The sequence below is a fragment of the Streptomyces sp. NBC_01750 genome (assembly GCF_035918095.1).
In the GTDB taxonomy this organism is placed as follows: Bacteria; Actinomycetota; Actinomycetes; order Streptomycetales; family Streptomycetaceae; genus Streptomyces.
Window position 1 is genome coordinate 4437685 of sequence record NZ_CP109137.1, and the last position, 19795, is coordinate 4457479.

The window sequence follows — 19795 nt, forward strand, 5'->3', positions numbered from 1 at the left end:
GTCATCGAGGGAGCGGGCTTGTCCGAGCAGTCAGTCGCCCAGTCAGTCGCCAAGTACCGGATCGAGGATCTGGCGCACCACAGTGGCGCCACCGTCCGTACGATCCGCGCCTACCAGGACCGCGGACTGCTGCCGAAACCGGAACGGCGCGGGCGGGCCAATGTGTACGGGTCCGCCCACCTCGCCCGGCTGCGGCAGATCGCAGATCTGCTCGACCGCGGCTACACCCTGGCCTCGATCAAGGAGTTGCTCGAGGCCTGGGACGCCGGGCGCGGGCTCGGCGGAGTGCTGGGGCTGGTCGCCGAGGTGCAGGGGCCGTGGACGGACGAGGAGGTGGCCCGCATCTCCCGCGCGGAGCTGGACGGAAAGTTCGGCGGGAGGCCGGACGAGGCTGCTGTCGCGGAGGCGGTGGACCTTGGGGTGCTGGAGCGCATCCCCGGCCGTGACGACGAATTCCTGGTGCCCAGCCCCCAGGAGCTGGCGGTGGCCGCGGAGTTGTACGCCGCCGGAGTGCCACTCCCGGCAATCTCCTGTCATCTTCGGGAACTTCGCGGGCAGGTGGAGCACATCGCCTCCCGCTTCCTGGAGTTCACCACCGAGCATGTCTTCGCCCGCTATCTGGGGCACCGACCGCCTACCGACGCCGATGTGGCCGAGGCGGCGGCCCTGGTGCGACGGTTGCGCCCACTTGCGCAACAGACGATCGACGCCGAACTGGCGCGGGCCATGCGGACGTTCGCCACCCGTCATCTTCAGCAGCACCTGAGTGCGGAAGGACCGCCGTCGGTGGAGAGCGAGCTTCCCGCGGTGTCTTTGCCGCCGGAGACAATTCGCTCGGTGCAGGCCCTCGTTGGCCAGGAGAATGCGGCTGCCTTCATCGCGGCAGCAACCGAACGCGAGCTGCACGCCAGGACATTGGACGCCCTTGTGCCAATCAATGGCGATTCCGGGCAACTTGACCAAAGCCCCTAGATGACGCAGGAGTTGTCCACAGAATCGTCAATTCCCCTGTGGATAACTACAGTTGGCTGTGGATCAAACCTGTGGAGTGAGATTTTCGACAGAGGAGCGAAATTTTCGGTGGCGCCGTCGGCGAGCGGACGGGCACCCTGACGGGATGAACGCAAGACCCGCAGGAAACGATGCGCCCGATGAGCGCCGCACCGTGAAGGTGTCGAAGTACCTCTCGAAACATCTGCGCCACCAGCCGGAGCGGATCGGCATCGTCCTCGACGAGAACGGCTGGGTGCCCGTCGACGAACTGATGCGGGCGGCGGCCGAGCACGGCTTCCGGATCACCCGCGCCGAGCTCGACCATGTCGTCGCCGTCAACGACAAACAGCGCTTCACGATCGACGGCACCCGCATCCGCGCCAACCAGGGCCACTCCGTCGAGGTCGACCTGGACCTGCCTCCGGCCGAGCCGCCCGCGTATCTCTACCACGGCACCGTCGCCCGCAGCCTGGACGCGATCCGCGACGAGGGACTGCGCGCCATGAACCGCCACCATGTCCATCTCTCGCCCGACCGCGAGACCGCGACCCGCGTCGGCGCCCGCCGCGGCCGCCCCGTCGTCCTCACCGTGCATGCCGGAGCGATGCATGAAGCGGGCCACCTTTTCCACGTCAGCGCCAACGGCGTCTGGCTCACCGACGCCGTACCGCCGGAGTTTCTGCGCTTCCCCGGCCGCTAGGTCCTCCTGTGCCTCCTGTGCGGGACCTCCTGCGGGTCAGCGGCTCAGCTGGGCAAGCCCCTCGGTCGCGATCTGCTCGAAGACGGCCTGGTCCGCTGCGAAGTCCGAGTCCGGGATCGGGGCATGGATCACGAGCTCGGTGAAGCCGAGCTCGAAGTGCTTGCCGGCGAAGTCCACAAAGGCGTCGAGGGACTCCATCGGCCGGCCGGGCTCCGGTGTGAAGCCGGTGAGCAGGATCTTGTCCAGCTCGGCCACGTCACGGCCGATGTCCGCGCATGCCTTGCCGAGCTTGTCCATCTGCCCGCGGATGGCCTCGACGGACTGCTCGGGCGTGCCCGTCTCGAAGAGCTTCGGGTCGCCTGTCGTCACCCATGCCTGCCCGTGCTTCGCCGCGAGCTTCAGCCCGCGCGGCCCGGTGGCGGCAACCGCGAAGGGCAGCCGGGGCCGCTGGACGCAGCCGGGGATGTTGCGGGCCTCGACCGCCGAGTAGAAGCTCCCGTCGTACGTCACCGAGTCCTCGCTGAGCAGCCGGTCGAGCAGCGGCACGAACTCCCCGAACCGGTCGGCACGCTCACGTGGCGTCCAGGCCTGCTGGCCCAGCGCCGTCGCGTCGAAGCCATTGCCTCCCGCGCCGATGCCGAGAGTGAACCGCCCGCCGGAGATGTCGTCCAGCGAGATCAGGTCCTTGGCGAGGGTCACAGGGTGGCGGAAGTTCGGTGAGGTGACCAGCGTGCCGAGGCGCAGCCGCTCGGTGGCGGCGGCCGCGGCGGTCAGCGTCGGGACCGCGCCGTACCAGGGACCGTCGCGGAAGGTACGCCACGACAGGTGGTCGTATGTGTACGCGGTGTGGAAACCGAGCTGCTCGGCTCGGAGCCACTCGTCGCGGCCACCTTCGTGCCAGCGGCGGACAGGGAGGATCACGGTACTCAAACGCATGCCTTCGAGAGTACGTGGCCCCGCTGCGGCCCGAGCACACTCAAATGTGCGCCCTGTCGCACGCACGTGCGCCCGCGTACGGGAGAATGGATCTGTGACCTCAGCTACCGATCCCAGCCCGCTGCCCGCCACCCCCAGGCTGATCGCCACCGATCTGGACGGCACCCTGCTGCGCGACGACAAGTCCGTCTCCGACCGTACGATCGCCGCTCTGGCCGCTGCCGAGGAGGCCGGAGTCGAGGTCTTCTTCGTCACAGGACGCCCGGCTCGCTGGATGGACGTCGTCAGACACCACGTCCACGGCCATGGGCTCGCGATCTGCGCCAACGGCGCGGCGGTCGTGGATCTGCACGCCGGCGGGAAGCTGCTGGAGGTCCGCGCCCTGGAGCGGGACACCGCTCTCGATGTCGTGAGGATCCTGCGCGACGCCGCCCCCGGCACCTCTTTCGCGGTCGAGACGACCACCGGGATCCACTACGAGCCGGACTATCCGCCGTTCCACGTCGACCCCGGCGCGACCGTCGCCACCGCGGAGAAGCTGCTTCATGAGGAGCGGCTGGGCGAAGGCGCCCCGGTGATCAAGCTGCTCGCCCACCACCCCGAGCTGACACCCGACGGCTTTCTCACCCTGGCCCGTACGGCCGCCGGGGACCTGGCGTCCTTCACCCGCTCCAGCCCGACCGCGCTCCTCGAGGTCAGCGGCCTCGGCGTGAGCAAGGCCAGCACCCTGGCGCTGTGCTGCGCCCAGCGCGGGATCTCCTCCGACGAGGTCGTCGCCTTCGGCGACATGCCCAACGACGTGGAGATGCTGAGCTGGGCAGGCACCTCGTACGCGATGGGCAACGCCCATCCGGACGTGATCGCCGCGGCCTCCGGCCGGACTGTGGCCAACAACGAGGACGGGGTAGCGGTCGTCATCGAGCAGATCCTCGCCCGGCGCGCGGAGAGCAGCGAAGCGCTCTGAAGGAAGGAGCGCTCTGAAGAAAGAACGAGAAGAGCTCCGAGGAGCGAGAGCCGCTAGACCCGGACCCCGTGTTCGCGGAGCCAGGGCAACGGATCCACCCCGGAGCCCAGATACGGCGTGAGCCGCACCTCGAAGTGCAGGTGCGGCCCTGTCGAGTTTCCCGTGGTGCCGGACTGCCCGATCCACTGCCCGGTGCGCACCTGCTCCCCCTGGTCGACGGTGACCGCCGCCATATGCGCGTACTGCGAGTAGTAGCCACCCGGGTGCTGGATGACGATCTCAATGCCGAAGGCACCGCCGCACGAGACCGACACCACCCGGCCCGCCCCGACCGACCGCACCGGAGTGCCGATCTCCACCGCGAAGTCCTGCCCGGTGTGCCGGTGCGCCCAGTGCTCACCCGCGCTGTCGAATCCGGCGGACAGCTCGTAATTCTCCACCGGCGTCACCCATTTCGTGCCCGGCGGCGCGCCTCCGCGCTTCTGTAGCCGGACGACTCCCGCACACTTGCCCGCCGCCACGCTGCGGTCCGCCTCCCCCTGCAGCTCCCACTGCGCGGATTCCAGCTGCGCCCTGATGCCCTGCTTGATGGTTGCCAGCTGTTCCTGGCGTACCTCGAGCTCGTGCCGGGCCGCCCGGGCATTCCCCTCGGTCACGGAGAGCCGCCGCTCGGCCTGCCTGGCCCGGTCGAGCAGCTGGTTCACTGCCGTCTCCGCCTGCCAGGTGAGCCGCTGCGCGCGCATCAGCTCCTCGGGGTTGTCGGCGAACAGCAGCCCGGCGGTGAGGGCGAGCGGGCCGCCGGTGCGGTACTGGGCGCGGGCGACACTGCCGATGGCCTCGTGGACCGTGGCGAGTTCGTCCCGCTGCAGCGTCAGCTGCTCCTGGAGCCGGGCCGCCGAGGTGCGCTGCGCGTCAGCGGCGCGCCTGCCTTGTTCGTACTTCGCGGTGGCCTTCGCCGCGTCGTCGAACAATCGCACCACCTCGGCGCCGGTGCCGATGATGGGCCCGTCGGACGCCGTGGCGGCGGGTACCGCCGTACCCAGGAGCGCGCACAGCACCGCCAGGACGAGCAACAGCCGGTCGCGGTGTCTCAAGCACATCCACGGATCGTCGCCCGGTATCGCCTCGATTTCGGGTACCGGCGAGGTGTCGTGCCTCCACCTGGCCTACAGGGACGCCTCCCAGTACACCGTCGTGCCCCTCGTCGTCCTCTCGCGGCTTCCGGCGGGCTCCTCGATTCAGGCACTGTCACACCCTGCTGAGCAGTCAGTCCTGTTCGGCGAGGAGGGCGGTCACCAGGCCGGGTACTCGGCTGTGGAGAGCGGGACACCGAGCAGATCCGCGGCCCGCTCGCGCTCGACCATCCGGCGCAACGGCCCCTCGATGGTGGCGAGTTCGGCGTACGAGCCGCGCTGCACGGTCCGCCCGGCCTCCAGGACGACGATCTCGTCGACAGCCTCAAGCCCTTGCAGCCGGTGCGTGATCAGCACTGTCGTCCGGCCTTCCGTCGCCACCAGCAGATCTGCCGTCAGCGCATCGGCTGTCGCCAGGTCGAGGTGCTCGGCCGGTTCGTCGAGTACGAGTACGGAGAAGTCGGCGAGGAGCGCGCGGGCCAGCGCGAGCCGCTGCCGCTGACCGCCCGACAGCTGCGCGCCGTGCTCACCGACGAGAGTGTCGAGACCGTCGGGGAGCGTGTCGACCCACTCCAGCAGCCGGGCCTTGGCGAGCGCCTGCCGAAGCTCGTCCTCCGTCGCCTCCGTACGCGCGAGCCGGAGGTTCTCCCGTACGGAACTGTCGAAGAGGTGGGCGTCCTGCGCGCACAGCCCGACGAACCGCCGGACCGCGTCCCCGTCGAGCGCGGACGCGTCCACGCCGCCGATGGTGTACTTCCCTTCCCGCACGTCCAGGAAGCGGAGCAGCACCTGCGCGAGGGTGGTCTTTCCCGAACCCGAGGTGCCGACGACGGCGATGCGCTTCCCCGCCGTGAGCGTCAGATCGAATCCGCCGAGCGCGTCCCGCTCCTGTCCGGCGTACCGGGCACCAAGCCCTCGCACGGCGAGCGGGAACGCCGTCGCCGGCGGAGCCGCCGCCCGGTCCGGCTCGTGTACGGGGACGGGCGCGTCCAGCACCTCGTACACCCGCTCGGCGCTCCGCCTGACCCGCTGCCGGTACTGCACGGCCGACGGAAGTCCGGTGACCGCCTCGAAAGCGGCGAGCGGAGTGAGCACCACGACCGCCAAAGACACACCGTCCAGCCGCCCGTCACGCACTGCCTGCACTCCGGCGAAGGCGGCGCACACGACGGTCAGCCCGCAGACCAGCGCGGAGAGGCCACCGCCGAGTGCGGTGGCGGCGGCGCCCCGGGAGGCGATGCTTGTCAGCTGCCGGTCGGCTTCCCGTGTCCTGGCCCCCCGTCCCTTCAGGGCCCCGGCGACGGTCAGTTCGGCGGTCCCGCAGAGCAGATCGACGACGTGGGTGGCCAGCGCCCCGCGTGCGGGCGCGAGTTGACGCTCGGCCCGCCGTGCGACGGCACCGCTGATCAGCGGTACGGCCACCCCGGCGAGGAGCAGACCGACGGCGAGCACGGCCCCGGCCTCGGGCAGCAGCCACGTCGTGAAGCCCACGGCCCCCGCGCCGGCGACGACGGCCACTCCGGCAGGCAGCAGCCAGCGCAGCCAGTAGTCCTGCAAGGCGTCCACGTCGGCGACGAGCCGCGACAGCAGATCTCCGCGCCGGGTCTGCCGCAGCCCGGCGGGCGCGATCCGCTCCAGCCCGCGGTAGACCGCGACCCGCATCTCGGCGAGCATGCGCAGCACGGCATCGTGCGACACCAGCCGCTCGGCGTACCGGAAGACGGGCCGCCCGAGACCGAAGGCGCGGGTCGCCGTCACAGCCACCATCAGATAGAGCACGGGCGGCTGCTCGGACGCACGTGAAATGAGCCATCCGGAGACGGCCATGAGCCCTACGGCGGAGCCCACAGCAAGGCTGCCCAGCAGCAACGACAGCCCCAGCCGGCCCCGAAGCTCCCCGGCGGCGCTCCGCACTCGTGCCAGCGGCGACCGTGCGCGCGTCGACTGCGCCGGCCCGGCGGCGTCAACCGTCTTGGCGCGCATACCTGCGTCCATCTCCGAGCGCACTGCTTCCGGAGCCGCGGCCGAAGCCGACGGCTGAGCACGTGCGTACGCTCCGACTCCCGGCCTCGCAGGCCCAGGAACCAGCGATGCGCGACGGGAGAGCGTGACCACGCGGTCCGCCACCGCCAGCAGTGCCGGCCGATGGACGACGAGCAGTACCGTCCGCCCCTCTGCCAGCCGTCGCACCGCGTCGACGATGCCCGCTTCCGTCTCGCCGTCCAGCGCGGCCGTCGGCTCGTCGAGCAGCAGTAGCGGCCGGTCCGCGAGGAACGCCCGGGCCAGCGCGAGGCGTTGCCGCTGGCCGGCCGAGAGCCCGGCGCCGTCCTCGCCGAGCAGGGTGTCGGCACCCTGGGGGAGCCCGGCCACAAAGTCGAACGCGTTGGCATCCCGCAGCGCTGCCCGCACTGCCGCGTCGTCGGCGCCCGGCCGCGCCAGCCGTACATTCTCCGCGACCGTCCCCGCGAAAAGGTACGGCCGCTGCGGCACCCAAGCGATCTGCTCACGCCACCGGTCCATGTCGAGCGACGCCAGATCCGTACCGCTTACGAGCACCTGCCCCTCGGCCGGCTCCACGAAGCCGAGCAGTACACCCAGCAGCGTCGACTTCCCGACCCCGCTCGGTCCGACCAGCGCGACCGTCTCGCCGGGCTCCACCACCAGTGAGACCGCATCCAATGACGCCTCGCTGCGCCCCGCGTGACGAACGGTCACCCCGTCAAGCTCCACCAGGAGGGTGTCGGGCACCTTCCCCTTGCCGCCCGACCGCGGCTCGGTCTCCAGTACCTGGAAGATTCCCTCCGCGGCCGAAAGCCCCTCCGCCGCCGCGTGGTACTGCGCCCCCACCTGCCGGATCGGCAGGTACGCCTCGGGCGCGAGGATCAGAATCACCAGGCCCGTATACAGATCCAGCTCCCCGTGCACCAGCCGCATACCGATACCGACGGCTACGAGCGCCACCGAGAGGGTCGACAGAAGCTCCAGCGCGAACGACGAGAGAAACGCGATCCGCAGCGTCCGCAGCGTCGCCTTCCGGTACTCCGAGGTGATCGACCGGATCGACTCGGCCTGGGCCTTCGCCCGCCCGAAGACCTTCAGGGTCGGCAGACCGGCGACCACATCCAGGAAGTGCCCCGACAGCCGGGACAGTAGTCGCCACTGGCGGTCCATGCGGGCCTGTGTGGCCCAGCCGATGAGCACCATGAACAGCGGAATCAGCGGCAGAGTCACAACAATGACCGCCGCCGAGACCCAGTCCTCGGTCACGATCCGCGCCAGCACCGCCACGGGCACCACGACGGCGAGCCCCAACTGCGGCAGATAGCGTGAGAAGTAGTCGTCCAGGGCGTCGACACCGCGGGTGGCCTGCGCAAGCAGCGAACCGGTCCGCTGCCCACTCAGCCACTCGGGCCCCAGCTGGGTGGCCCTCTCCAGCAGCCGCCCGCGCAGCTCCGACTTGACCGCCGCACTCGCCCGGTGCGCGGCCAGTTCGGTCAGCCAGGAGACGACCGCCCGTCCGACCGCGACCGCCGCCAGGAGTGCCAGCGGCGTCGCCAGACCGGGCGCGGAGAGCCCCCGCTCGAATGCCCCCACCACCACGTCGGCGATAAGCATCGCCTGGGCGATGACCAGCGCCGCCCCGACAAGTCCGAGGAGCACCACCACGATCAGGAAGTGGCGGGTGGCCCGGGCATACCGGAGCAGACGCGGGTCGATCGGTTTCACGTGAAACATCCCCCACTAATGAGCATCGGCGATGTGCTGGGTGCCGATCCGCTTGCGGAATACCCAGTACGTCCACCCCTGGTAGAGCATCACCAGCGGCGCCGCGATGCCCGCGCACCAGGTCATGATCTTCAGGGTGTACGGACTCGACGAGGCGTTGGTAACCGTAAGGTTCCACTCCTCATTGAGCGAGGACGGCATGACGTTCGGGAAGAGCGTCAGGAACAGCATCGCGACCGCGGCAGCGATCGTCAGGCCCGACAGCGCGAACGACCAGCCCTCGCGTCCCACCTTGATGGCCCCGACCGCTCCGGCCAGTGCCACCACCGCGACAATCATCGCAACCAGGCTCTTGCCGTCACCGCGCGAGACCTGGGTCCAGAGCAGGAAGCCGAGCGCCAGTACGGTCGTGAGAAGCCCCAGCTTCAGCGCCAGCCCCCGGGCCCGGACCCTGATGTCCCCGACCGTCTTCAGCGCGGCGAAGACCGCGCCGTGGAAGGTGAACAGGGTCAGCGTCACCAGGCCGCCCAGGATCGCGTACGGGTTGAGCAGATCGAGGAAGGTGCCGACGTACTCCTTCTGCCCGTCGATCTTCACGCCGCGCACAATGTTGCCGAACGCGACGCCCCACAGCAGGGCGGGCAGCAGTGAGGTCCAGAAGATCGCGTGTTCCCAGTTGGTCTGCCACCTTTCCTCATCCCGCTTGTGCCGGTACTCGAAGGCGACCCCGCGCACGATCAGGCAGACCAGGATCAGCAGCAGCGGCAGATAGAAGCCGGAGAAGAGGGTGGCGTACCAGTCGGGGAAGGCGGCGAAGGTCGCTCCGCCGGCCGTCAGCAGCCAGACCTCGTTGCCGTCCCAGACGGGCCCGATGGTGTTGATCAGGACCCGCCGCTCGGCCCGGTCCCGGGCCAGCAGCTTGGTCAGGACGCCGACCCCGAAGTCGAAGCCCTCGAGGAAGAAGTAGCCGATCCACAGGACGGCGATGAGTACGAACCAGACGTCGTGAAGTTCCATGCCTCAGCAGCTCCTCAGGGCCTCAGTACGAGAAGGCCATCGGCCGGTCGGCGTCACGGTCGTCGCCGCCGATCTTGGTGGGCGGGTTGAGGTCGGCCTCCGTGAGCTCGGGCGGTCCGGCCTTGACGTACTTCAGAAGCAGCTTGACCTCGATGACGGCGAGGACCGCGTAGAGCAGCGTGAAGACGATCATCGAGGTGAGCACCTCGCCCTGCGAGACACCGGGGGAGACGGCGTCGCGGGTACGCAGCACGCCGTACACAACCCACGGCTGACGCCCCATCTCTGTGAAGATCCAGCCCCAGGAGTTGGCGATCAGCGGGAAGAGCATCGTCCAGAGGGCGACGACCCAGTACCACTTGGTCAGCCTGGGGTTCAGTGCCTTCTCCTTGAAGAGGACCAGATGCGGCACTTCGTCCTCACCTGTCCGCAGGCCCAGCGGAAGCATGAACTTCTTGCGGGTCATCCAGAGCCCGAGCAGGCCGATGGCGAGGGACGTCATGCCAAAGCCGATCATCCAGCGGAAGCCCCAGTAGGCGACGGGGATATTGGGCCGGTAGTCGCCGGGCCCGAACTTCTCCTGTTCGGACTTGTTGACGTCGTTGATGCCGGGGACGTACGAGGAGAAGTCGTCGTTGGCCAGGAAGGACAGCAGTCCAGGGACCTCTATCGCGACCTTGTTGTGGCCTTTTTCGACGTCGCCGTACGCGAACACCGAGAAGGGCGCGGGCGCCTCGCCGTCCCACAGCGCCTCGGCTGCGGCCATCTTCATCGGCTGCTGCTTGAACATGACCTTGCCGAGCAGGTCACCGCTGACAGCGGTGAGCAGTCCGGCGATCGCCACGGTGACCAGCCCGAGTCGCAGCGAGGTGCGCATCACCGGAATGTGCTTCTTGCGCGCCAGGTGGAAGGCAGCGATGCCGACCATGAAGGCGCCGCCGACGAGGAAGGCGGCAGTGATGGTGTGGAAGAACTGGGTGAGCGCGGTGTTCTGTGTGAGTACGTGCCAGAAGTCAGTGAGCTCCGCTCGGCCTCGCTCCTTGTTGATCCGGTAGCCGACCGGGTGCTGCATCCAGGAGTTGGCCGCCAGGATGAAGTACGCGGAGAGGACGGTGCCCATCGAGACCATCCAGATGCAGGCGAGATGGATCTTCTTCGGCAGCTTGTCCCAGCCGAAGATCCACAGCCCGATGAAGGTGGACTCGAAGAAGAACGCGATCAACGCCTCGAAGGCGAGCGGGGCACCGAAGATGTCACCGACGAAGCGCGAGTAGTCGGACCAGTTCATGCCGAACTGGAACTCCTGGACGATGCCGGTGACGACACCCATGGCGATGTTGATCAGGAAGAGCTTGCCCCAGAACTTGGTGGCCTTGAGGTACTTCTCCTTCTCGGTGCGCACCCAGGCGGTCTGCAGGCCGGCGGTGAGCGCGGCGAGCGAGATCGTCAGAGGGACGAAAAGGAAGTGGTAGACAGTGGTGATGCCGAACTGCCATCGCGCCAAGGTCTCCGGCGCCAGAGCTACGTCCACGTCGTCTTCTCCTTACATCGCCGTGGTCACTGCCGCAGTCTGCCCCCTTAATCCCGCCGATCACGGGAGAAACGAGACAAGCTTGTGAACGCGTTCACATTCACAAGCATTATTGCTCATACGAAATCCGCGCCTTCGGCCGGGGGGGTAGCTCTTCCCAGAGCTTCAACATCTCGTTGAATCCGGCGGGTGAAGCCACCGATCCCCCGGCCCGCCCGACAGCCGACTTCGACCTACCAAGAAGCCCCCACGAGCACGGCACTCGTGAGGGCTCTGCCGCTCGCCTCCGCCGCCCACACGTGGGGCGAGGAGGTCGACTCCGACACGGACGTCTCCCCCGCCGGTGGAGGCAGCCGCCCGGCAGGCGGGCACGGTCTCTTCCGGTTCGAGGGTGACGCGCTCGCGCCGCCGACCCGATGCGCGTGGAGACTATCTAGGCCTGGAGCCCCTTGTGGAACGCGTCGGTGACATGCAGGAACAGGTCGTTGGCCTCGGTCTCCCCGATGGTGACCCGTACACCCTCACCCGCAAAGGGCCTGACCACGACACCGGCCTCCTCGCACGCCGCCGCAAAGTCGAGCGTGCGGTCGCCGAGCCGCACCCAGACGAAGTTCGCCTGGGTCTCGGGCACCGTCCAGCCCTGCTTGATCAGGCTCTGGTGCACCCGCACCCGCTCGGCGACCAGCGAGCCGACCCGGCCGATCAGTTCATCCTCGGCCCGCAGCGAGGCGACCGCCGCGTCCTGCGCGAGCTGCGAGACACCGAAGGGGACCGCGGTCTTGCGCAGCGCGGCAGCCACCGGCTCATGGGCGATGGCAAAACCGACCCGCAGCCCGGCAAGTCCGTAGGCCTTCGAGAACGTACGCAGCACCGCCACATTGGGGCGGTCGCGGTAGATCCCGATGCCGTTCGGGACGTCGACGTCGCGGACGAACTCGATGTACGCCTCGTCCAGCACCACCAGGATGTCGGTGGGCACCCGGTCCAGGAAGCGCTCCAGCTCGGCCCGGCGCACCACCGTGCCGGTCGGGTTGTTGGGGTTGCAGATGAAGATCAGCCGGGTCCGGTCGGTGATCGCATCGGCCATCGCGTCCAGATCGTGCACATCACCCGGGGTCAGCGGCACCTGCACCGGCGTCGCCCCACTGATCCGCGTGATGATCGGGTACGCCTCGAAGGACCGCCAGGCAAACATGACCTCGTCGCCAGGGCCCGAGGTGGACTGCAGCAACGACTGGGCGACGCCGACCGAGCCAGTGCCGGTGGCCAGATGCGTCACGGGCACGCCGAAACGGTCCGCGAGCTCGTTCATCAGGCCGGTGCAGGCCATGTCCGGGTAACGGTTGAAGTTGTGGGCAGCGGCGATCGCGCTCTCCACGACACCGGGCAGCGGCGGATACGGGTTCTCGTTGGACGACAGCTTGTACGCGACCTGGCCGCCCGAAGCAGCCGGCTTGCCGGGCTTGTATGTGGGGATGCCGTCCAGCTCGGCGCGCAGCTTGGGGCTCGTCTCGCTCACCGCAGGTCCTCCTCGACCATCCGTACACAGCAGTACTCCAATACTGCTCACCTTATGAGGATTCGCGTCCGCTGCGAATGGGTGGCCCCGGGGAATGCGAATGGGTGGGCCCGGAGAGGGGGGAGCGCCCCTCCTTGTCACGCGCGCCGGTAGCTCACTCCGTGGCGCGCATCCCCCGTAGTGGTGAGTTGAGACCTCTTCGAAACATCGACCATTCGACAGGCCCATGCGGCTGGACGCCCGAGACGCCGTGGGCATACCACCCAACTCCCTTGATTTCCAAGGCGATTGACGAGGAACGGCCATGCAGAAACGTGCCTGTCAACGAGTGAATATGCGACCGGCCCAACCGCCCGCGCGAGCCCTACTATCGGCTCGCCATGACAGCAGCAGGGAAGCACCAGGTGAGCCGGGCGGAGACATCACGCCGGGGCGGCCGGCAGAGTCGGGCGGGCATCAGAGACGTGGCCGCCGCAGCCGGCGTCTCCATCACGACAGTCTCCGACGCGCTCAACGGCAAGGGCCGGCTCCCGGACGCCACCCGCCGACATGTCCGCGAGGTCGCCGACCGACTGGGCTACCGCCCGTCCGCCGCGGCCCGCACGCTCCGTACCGGAAAGTCCGGCCTCATCGGCCTGACGGTGACGACGTACGGGGATGAACCTTTCACCTTCACCGAGTTCGCGTACTTCGCCGAAATGGCGAGAGCCGCGACCTCCGCCGCGCTCGCCCGCGGCTACGCCCTCGTCATCCTGCCCGCCACCTCACGCCATGACGTCTGGTCGAACGTCGCCCTCGACGGCACTGTCGTCATCGATCCGTCCGACCAGGACCCGGTCGTCACCGAACTCGTCCGCCAGGGCCTGCCCGTCGTCTCCGACGGCCGTCCGGCCGGCACACTCCCGGTCACAGCCTGGGTCGACAACGACCACGAAGCCGCCGTACTCAACCTGCTCGACCATCTCGCCGCCGCCGGCGCCCGCCGTATCGGCCTGCTCACCGGCACCACCACCGACACCTACACACGCCTGTCCACCACCGCGTATCTCGAATGGTGCGAGCGCGTCGGCCAGGACCCGGTCTACGAGTCCTATCCGGCCCACGACCCGTGCGCCGGAGCCGTCGCAGCCGACCGGCTGCTCGCCCGCCCCGACCGGCCCGACGCCGTCTACGGGCTCTTCGACCCCAACGGCACCGATCTCCTCGCCGCCGCCCGGCGGTACGGCCTGCGCGTCCCCGACGATCTGCTGCTCGTCTGCTGCAGCGAGTCGACCGTGTACGCCACCACCGAACCGCCCATCACCACGCTCTCGCTCAAACCGCGCCGGATCGGCACGGCGGTCGTCCAGCTCCTCATCGACGCCATCGAAGGAGTCGACGAGGACCGGCCGGTCGAGCAGGTGATACCGACCGAACTGATCATCCGGACGTCATCACAGCGCCGCCCTCAGCGAACGACTGTGAGCGCCCCGCGATCCCCTTCTCCGGACTAGACCTCCCTAATCGGCACGAAACAGTCGGCGAACCAGGGGTGCGAACGGATTCACCACCCCTGGTGCGTCACACAGCGCGGAGCTCATTCCTATGATGGGCGCACGACACCGCGGACCACCCCGACCAGGCTGGGCCGAGAGGTGAACGGCGGCGCGACGGTGGTGGAGGGGTCGATGACTCAGGGGGCCGGTCAAGGACCCGTGGTGCGGACGGCGACGTTGCGCGATTTCCGTGTGCCGCCCTATGCGCAGGTTCCCGTGCAGTCGGAGGAACCGCAGCCCGCGGCGCCACAGCAGCACGCACCGCAGCCGCAACCTCAGGCGCAAGCGCAACAGCGGCAGGCACCGCAGCCCGCGGCGCCACAGCAGCACGCACCGCAGCACCAGGCACCGCAACCTCAGGCACGGGCACAGCAAACCCAGCCGGAGGCTCAGCAACCACAGCCACAGCAGCCTCAAGTGCAGCAGTCCACGGAGTCCGGGCATCCCGGCAACGCCGTCCCGGAGGGCGAGGCCCCTGACGGCTACACCCCCACCGCGCGCGACCTCCCGGTAATCGGCCGCGGCGGCCCCGGCGACACCGTCCAGGTGCAGATCAACCCGTCGGAGACGCCCGCCGCCGACGGGCCCGGCCCGCTCTTCGTCGTCGGCGATGTCCACGGCTACCTCGACGAACTCCTCGCGGCCCTCACCGAACAGGGCCTCATCGACGCCGAAGGCCAGTGGGCCGCGGGCAACGCCCGGCTCTGGTTCCTCGGCGACTTCACCGACCGGGGCCCCGACGGCATCGGCGTCATCGACCTCGTCATGCGGCTCTCCGCCGAGGCCGCCGCCGCCGGCGGCTACTGCAAGGCCTTGATGGGCAATCACGAACTGCTGCTGCTCGGCGCCAAGCGGTTCGGCGACACCCCCGTCAACTCCGGGGCCGGCACCGCCACCTTCCAGGCCGCATGGTTGCTCAACGGCGGCCAGAAGTCCGATATGGACCGTCTGCAGGAAGTCCATCTGCAGTGGATGGCGCGTCTCGACGCCATCGAGCTGGAGGACGAGCATCTGCTGATGCACTCCGACACCACGGCCTATCTCGACTACGGCGACTCGATCGAAGCGGTCAATGACACCGTCCGCGAGACCCTGACCCGCAATGACGCCGACGAGTGCTGGGACCTGTTCCGCAAGTTCACCAAGCGGTTCGCCTTCCGCGACGACGGCGGCCCGCAGGCCGTACGCAAACTGCTCTCGGCCTACGGCGGCCGACGTGTTGTGCACGGCCACAGCCCCATTCCGTATCTGCTCGGAGAGGTGGGTACCGAGGACGGTGAGGACGGCGCGCGTCCGGTTGTAGAAGGCCCGCATGTGTATGCGGACGAGCTCGCAATCGCCATGGACGGCGGCGTGACCATGGCCGGAAAACTGCTTGTGGTCGAACTCCCGCTGCATAACTGAGCCGACTCAGAACTGGCGATTTAGCGAAACCCCCTGTCACCCCGTGCCGTAACCGCAATACCATCGGCTTATCCGTAGCAGGCTCTCCTCCGTTTCTGCCCAACCGCCCGGTCGATGCGGGCAATCCGGCCCTACGGAGCATCGGGGGATGCACATGAACAGCGCTCCGCACCTGCTGACCGAGGATCGCGCCGAGTACGAGCGAATCCTCGACGACGCGCTGCGCAACGCCCATGACCGTCCGGATCTCGCTGCCGTGGGGCAGCGCCTGAACACCGAACAACTCCGCACCATGGCCCTGAACGCGACAGCGCTCATCACCACCGCCGCCGCGGCCGAGTACGAGCACTATGTGAAGGTCCGCGAGGATCTGCGCGCGCCCGCGGCCGCCGCGTCGGTACGTAATTCCGTGCTGGCCCCGGCCGAGGGCGAGGCAGCCGAGAGCGGCGCCGGATTCGCCGCCGTCATCGCCGTACTGGCGCCGGTGCTCGCGGGGACGGCCGCGGCGATCTTCCTGCTGGTCGGCTACATCCTGAAAATGCTCAGTCCCACGCCGTCCTTCGCGGACACCCTGCTCACCGCCGGGTGGTTCTTCGGCGCGGTCACGGCGGCCGGAATCCTCGCCGCCGCGGTCGCGCTGCTGCTCACCGCTCTGCGCAACGGCGCGACCCAGGTCCCGGCCGAGGAGTCGGCGGGCGAGCCGGACGAGGTGGCCCGGGCCAAGGAGGCCTGGCGTCATGCGGTGCTGGAACGCGGTCTGCTGCCGTTTCTGCGGGCAGCGCTGGCCGATCCCAGCGCCGACCCGTCGTCGGCCGACCCGCCGCGCAATGTGAGCCGTATCCCCAAGATCGGCTACAGCGGCCCGGACTACTCCAGCCCGAGCGAGGGCTCGACGACGGGCCAGAGACCCACCTTCACCAGCCCGGACTTCACCAGCCCGGACTTCGGCGGCCCCGAGCACCAGCCGGAGTGACCCCTCCGGCGCCCGGTGGCCGGGGGTTCACTCGGCGATCGGCAGATAAACCCGGTTGCCGGCCGCGGCGAACTCCTTGGACTTCTCCTCCATGCCAGCCTCGATCTCCTGCTGCGAGCCGCCGTGCTGCCGCCGGATGTCCTGGGAGATCTTCATCGAGCAGAACTTCGGACCGCACATCGAGCAGAAGTGCGCGGTCTTCGCGGGCTCGGCCGGCAGCGTCTCGTCGTGGAACTCCCGTGCCGTGTCGGGGTCGAGGGCCAGATTGAACTGGTCCTCCCACCGGAACTCGAATCGCGCGTCGGAGAGCGCGTCGTCCCACTCCTGCGCTCCCGGGTGGCCCTTTGCGAGGTCTGCCGCATGAGCCGCGATCTTGTAGGTGATGACGCCGGTCTTCACATCGTCGCGGTTCGGCAGGCCCAAGTGCTCCTTGGGCGTGACGTAGCAGAGCATCGCCGTGCCCCACCAGGCGATCATCGCGGCGCCGATACCGGAGGTGATGTGGTCGTACGCGGGCGCGACGTCCGTCGTCAGCGGGCCGAGCGTGTAGAACGGGGCCTCCTCGCAGATCTCCTGCTGAAGGTCGATGTTCTCCTTGATCTTGTGCATCGGGACATGGCCCGGGCCCTCGATCATGGTCTGCACATGGTGGCGCTTGGCGATGGTGTTGAGCTCGCCGAGCGTCCGCAGCTCCGCGAACTGCGCCTCGTCATTGGCGTCCGCGATCGAGCCGGGGCGCAGTCCGTCGCCGAGGGAGTACGTCACGTCGTACGAGGCGAGGATCTCGCAGAGCTCCTCGAAGTTCTCGTACAGGAACGATTCCTTGTGGTGCGCCAGACACCAGGCCGCCATGATCGAGCCGCCGCGGGAAACGATGCCGGTCTTGCGGCGGGCGGTGAGCGGCACGTACCGCAGCAGCACGCCCGCGTGGACGGTCATGTAGTCGACGCCCTGCTCGGCCTGCTCGATGACGGTGTCCTTGTAGACCTCCCAGGTCAGCTCCTCGGCCTTGCCGTCTACCTTCTCGAGCGCCTGGTAGAGCGGCACCGTGCCGATCGGGACGGGGGAGTTGCGCAGCACCCACTCGCGGGTGGTGTGGATGTTGCGGCCTGTGGAGAGGTCCATGACCGTGTCCGCGCCCCACTTCGTGGCCCAGGTCATCTTGTCCACCTCCTCCTCGATGGAGGAGGTGACCGCGGAGTTGCCGATGTTGGCGTTGACCTTCACCAGGAACCGCTTGCCGATGATCATCGGCTCGATCTCGGGGTGGTTGACGTTGGCGGGCAGGACGGCCCTGCCCGCCGCGATCTCTTCGCGTACGACCTCGGCGGGAACGTTCTCGCGGATCGCGACGTACTCCATCTCCGGGGTGATCTCACCGCGGCGGGCGTACGCGAGTTGTGTCACCGCCTGGCCGTCGCGGCCCCGGCGGGGCTGACGCGGGCGGCCGGGGAAGACCGCGTCGAGATTGCGCAGTCCCCCGCGCGGCGAGGTGTGCTTGATCCCGTCGTCCTCGGGGCGGACCGGGCGGCCCGCGTACTCCTCGGTGTCGCCACGGCCGATGATCCAGTTCTCCCGCAGCGGCGGCAGGCCGCGGCGGACGTCGGTCTCGACGGTGGGATCGGTATACGGGCCGGACGTGTCGTACAGCGTCACGTCCTTGCCATTGGTGAGGTGCACTTGGCGGACAGGCACCCGGAGGTCGGGGCGCGAACCCTCGATGTACCCCTTGTGCCAGCCGGGCTTGCGCTCCGCCTGGTCGGCGGCAGGCGTGTGTGCATCCTGAACGGTCATGAGACCTACTCCCTACGCCGGCATTACCCGGTAACAGGTTCGGCGGTCGACGCAGCGGCTTCCGTACGATTCATGACGACTTGTACGGAGGTCAGCGCCCTCTCAGCCCGGTGCTCCGAGCTCCCGCGTGTGCAAAGGTGCCACCACGCTAGCGTCATTTCTGGCGTGCTGAACAGTGGGCCCCTTCCGTTCTTGCGATGATCGGTCGGTGACCTCCTCGCAGCAGACGCCCGAAGCACACAGCCATTCGCACAACCATGGGCCCGCCGCACCCGTCTCCAAGCACCTCCGCAAGGTCATCGCCGCGGTGCTGATTCCTTTCTCCACCGCGGTCGTGGTCGGTCTGTTCGTGCTCTGGCCCGGCGGCGCTCCCGACCATCAGCGCAGCGGTGTCGGCTTCGACCGGCAGACCGAGCAGGGCAGCGTGGTGGCGGTCGAGAAGGTCAACTGCAAGGACGTGAACGCGGCGCAGGTACCGCCGACCGGCGACACCTCCACTCCCGAGGGGCGCGAGGCGGTCAACTCCCAGAAGGGCAGCTGCTCGAAGGCGACGATCAAGGTCACCAGCGGCAAGGACAAGGGCCGTACCTTCACCGAGATCGTCCAGCCGGACTCTCCACGGCAGTTGAGCAAAGGCCAGGGGGTGGTGGTGGCGTACGCGCCCGACGCGCCCCGCGATCTTCAGTACTCCGTGACCGATGTGGACCGAAAGCTCCCGATGGCGCTGCTGGCCTTGATCTTCGCGCTCGCTGTGGTGGTGGTGGGACGGATGCGCGGTGTGATGGCGCTGATCGCGCTCGCCGCCTCGTTCGCCGTACTGACCCTGTTCATCCTGCCCGCGATCCTGCAGGGCTCGAATCCGCTGGTCGTCGCGGTCATCGGGGCGAGCGCCATCATGCTGATCGCGCTCTATCTGTGCCACGGCCTCACCGCACGTACGTCGGTCGCGGTCCTCGGCACACTGATCTCGCTGCTGCTGATCGGACTGCTCGGTTCGCTCTTCATCGGCTGGGCGAGCCTGACCGGCAACACAGACGACAGCACCGGCCTGATCCACGGCCTGTTTCCGAACATCGACCTGAGCGGCCTGCTGCTGGCCGGCGTCATCATCGGTTCGCTCGGTGTGCTCGACGATGTGACAGTGACCCAGACCTCGGCAGTCTGGGAGCTGCACCAGGCGGATCCGGACATGGGGCCGCGCGGGCTCTACCGGGCCGCCATCCGGATCGGCCGGGACCATATCGCGTCGGTCGTGAACACGCTGGTACTCGCCTACGCGGGCGCGGCGTTGCCGCTGCTGCTGCTCTTCTCGATCGCGCAGAGCAGTGTGGGGACGGTGGCCAACAGCGAGCTGGTGGCGGTGGAGATCGTACGCACCCTGGTCGGGTCGATCGGTCTGGTCGCTTCGGTTCCGGTGACCACCGCGCTCGCTGCGATGGTGGTTTCCGCGGACCGGCCGAGATCGCCGGGAGCATCAGAAGCGGTGAGCGCTCCGCCGGGACCGCCGGTGTCGCCGGTACGGAGCGGGAAGGGCCGCCGCCGCAAGAGGTAGCTCAGTGGGCGCTCCGGC

Annotated in this window: 14 protein-coding genes; 7 read left to right on the forward strand and 7 right to left on the reverse strand. The window is 68.7% G+C overall.

Annotated elements, in window-relative coordinates; genetic code table 11:
• Positions 1–18 precede the first annotated feature (18 nt).
• Together OG966_RS19940 and OG966_RS19945 are read left to right on the forward strand one after the other, a co-directional pair.
• Positions 19–972, forward strand: coding sequence for a MerR family transcriptional regulator (locus OG966_RS19940; RefSeq protein WP_326651076.1), 954 nt, complete (start codon positions 19–21; stop codon positions 970–972).
• A gap of 145 nt (positions 973–1117) precedes the next feature.
• Positions 1118–1693: an RNA 2'-phosphotransferase gene (locus OG966_RS19945; protein ID WP_326651077.1), complete on the forward strand. Its 576-nt coding sequence runs from the start codon at positions 1118–1120 to the stop codon at positions 1691–1693.
• A gap of 36 nt (positions 1694–1729) precedes the next feature.
• On the opposite strand, the gene OG966_RS19950 is transcribed toward OG966_RS19945, so the two are convergent.
• Positions 1730–2629: an LLM class flavin-dependent oxidoreductase gene (locus OG966_RS19950; RefSeq protein ID WP_326651078.1), complete on the reverse strand. Its 900-nt coding sequence runs from the start codon at positions 2627–2629 to the stop codon at positions 1730–1732.
• A 94-nt stretch (positions 2630–2723) separates the two neighbouring features.
• Between OG966_RS19950 and OG966_RS19955 the strand changes: the two genes are divergently transcribed.
• Positions 2724–3593, forward strand: coding sequence for a Cof-type HAD-IIB family hydrolase (locus tag OG966_RS19955; protein ID WP_326651079.1), 870 nt, complete (start codon positions 2724–2726; stop codon positions 3591–3593).
• A 53-nt stretch (positions 3594–3646) separates the two neighbouring features.
• Here the strand turns inward: OG966_RS19955 and OG966_RS19960 are convergent, their stop codons facing one another.
• The 5 genes from OG966_RS19960 to hisC all read right to left on the reverse strand — a co-directional run bounded on the left by OG966_RS19960 (position 3647) and on the right by hisC (position 12519).
• Entirely contained in the window at positions 3647–4693 is a 1047-nt protein-coding gene (locus OG966_RS19960; protein ID WP_326651080.1) for a M23 family metallopeptidase, read from the reverse strand.
• A 192-nt stretch (positions 4694–4885) separates the two neighbouring features.
• Positions 4886–8452 (reverse strand): thiol reductant ABC exporter subunit CydD, encoded by a 3567-nt coding sequence (cydD, locus tag OG966_RS19965; RefSeq protein WP_326651081.1) that lies wholly within the window; start codon positions 8450–8452, stop codon positions 4886–4888.
• A 15-nt stretch (positions 8453–8467) separates the two neighbouring features.
• The gene (cydB, locus tag OG966_RS19970) at positions 8468–9469 is read right to left on the reverse strand and encodes a cytochrome d ubiquinol oxidase subunit II (protein WP_326651082.1); all 1002 of its coding nucleotides are present in this window, start codon (positions 9467–9469) and stop codon (positions 8468–8470) included.
• A gap of 22 nt (positions 9470–9491) precedes the next feature.
• Positions 9492–11000 carry a cytochrome ubiquinol oxidase subunit I gene (locus OG966_RS19975; protein ID WP_326651084.1) on the reverse strand — a complete coding sequence of 503 codons (1509 nt, stop codon included), beginning with the start codon at positions 10998–11000 and terminating at the stop codon, positions 9492–9494.
• A 433-nt stretch (positions 11001–11433) separates the two neighbouring features.
• Positions 11434–12519, reverse strand: a complete 1086-nt coding sequence (gene hisC / locus OG966_RS19980; protein ID WP_326651086.1) for a histidinol-phosphate transaminase — start codon at positions 12517–12519, stop codon at positions 11434–11436.
• Positions 12520–12899: 380 nt separating this feature from the next.
• Here hisC and OG966_RS19985 point away from each other — a divergent pair, with 380 nt between their 5' ends.
• The 3 genes from OG966_RS19985 to OG966_RS19995 all read left to right on the forward strand — a co-directional run bounded on the left by OG966_RS19985 (position 12900) and on the right by OG966_RS19995 (position 16431).
• Positions 12900–14012, forward strand: coding sequence for a LacI family DNA-binding transcriptional regulator (locus tag OG966_RS19985; RefSeq protein WP_326651088.1), 1113 nt, complete (start codon positions 12900–12902; stop codon positions 14010–14012).
• Between the two features lie 174 nt (positions 14013–14186).
• Positions 14187–15458 (forward strand): metallophosphoesterase, encoded by a 1272-nt coding sequence (locus OG966_RS19990; RefSeq protein ID WP_326651090.1) that lies wholly within the window; start codon positions 14187–14189, stop codon positions 15456–15458.
• Between the two features lie 148 nt (positions 15459–15606).
• Entirely contained in the window at positions 15607–16431 is an 825-nt protein-coding gene (locus tag OG966_RS19995; RefSeq protein WP_326651092.1) for a hypothetical protein, read from the forward strand.
• A 27-nt stretch (positions 16432–16458) separates the two neighbouring features.
• Here the strand turns inward: OG966_RS19995 and thiC are convergent, their stop codons facing one another.
• Positions 16459–18225, reverse strand: a complete 1767-nt coding sequence (thiC, locus tag OG966_RS20000; RefSeq protein ID WP_326651093.1) for a phosphomethylpyrimidine synthase ThiC — start codon at positions 18223–18225, stop codon at positions 16459–16461.
• Positions 18226–18433: 208 nt separating this feature from the next.
• On the opposite strand from thiC, the gene OG966_RS20005 reads away from it, so the two are divergent.
• Positions 18434–19777 (forward strand): YibE/F family protein, encoded by a 1344-nt coding sequence (locus OG966_RS20005; RefSeq protein WP_326651095.1) that lies wholly within the window; start codon positions 18434–18436, stop codon positions 19775–19777.
• Positions 19778–19795 lie beyond the last annotated feature (18 nt).

Excerpts from the sequence above, each read along its gene's own strand:
- OG966_RS19945 (WP_326651077.1), top strand. The coding sequence starts at position 1,118 with ATGAACGCAAGACCCGCAGGAAACGATGCGCCCGATGAGCGCCGCACC.
- OG966_RS19950 (WP_326651078.1), bottom strand. The coding sequence starts at position 2,629 with ATGCGTTTGAGTACCGTGATCCTCCCTGTCCGCCGCTGGCACGAAGGT.
- OG966_RS19960 (WP_326651080.1), bottom strand. The coding sequence starts at position 4,693 with ATGTGCTTGAGACACCGCGACCGGCTGTTGCTCGTCCTGGCGGTGCTG.
- cydB (WP_326651082.1), bottom strand. The coding sequence starts at position 9,469 with ATGGAACTTCACGACGTCTGGTTCGTACTCATCGCCGTCCTGTGGATC.
- OG966_RS19985 (WP_326651088.1), top strand. The coding sequence starts at position 12,900 with ATGACAGCAGCAGGGAAGCACCAGGTGAGCCGGGCGGAGACATCACGC.
- OG966_RS19990 (WP_326651090.1), top strand. The coding sequence starts at position 14,187 with ATGACTCAGGGGGCCGGTCAAGGACCCGTGGTGCGGACGGCGACGTTG.
- OG966_RS19995 (WP_326651092.1), top strand. The coding sequence starts at position 15,607 with ATGCACATGAACAGCGCTCCGCACCTGCTGACCGAGGATCGCGCCGAG.
- thiC (WP_326651093.1), bottom strand. The coding sequence starts at position 18,225 with ATGACCGTTCAGGATGCACACACGCCTGCCGCCGACCAGGCGGAGCGC.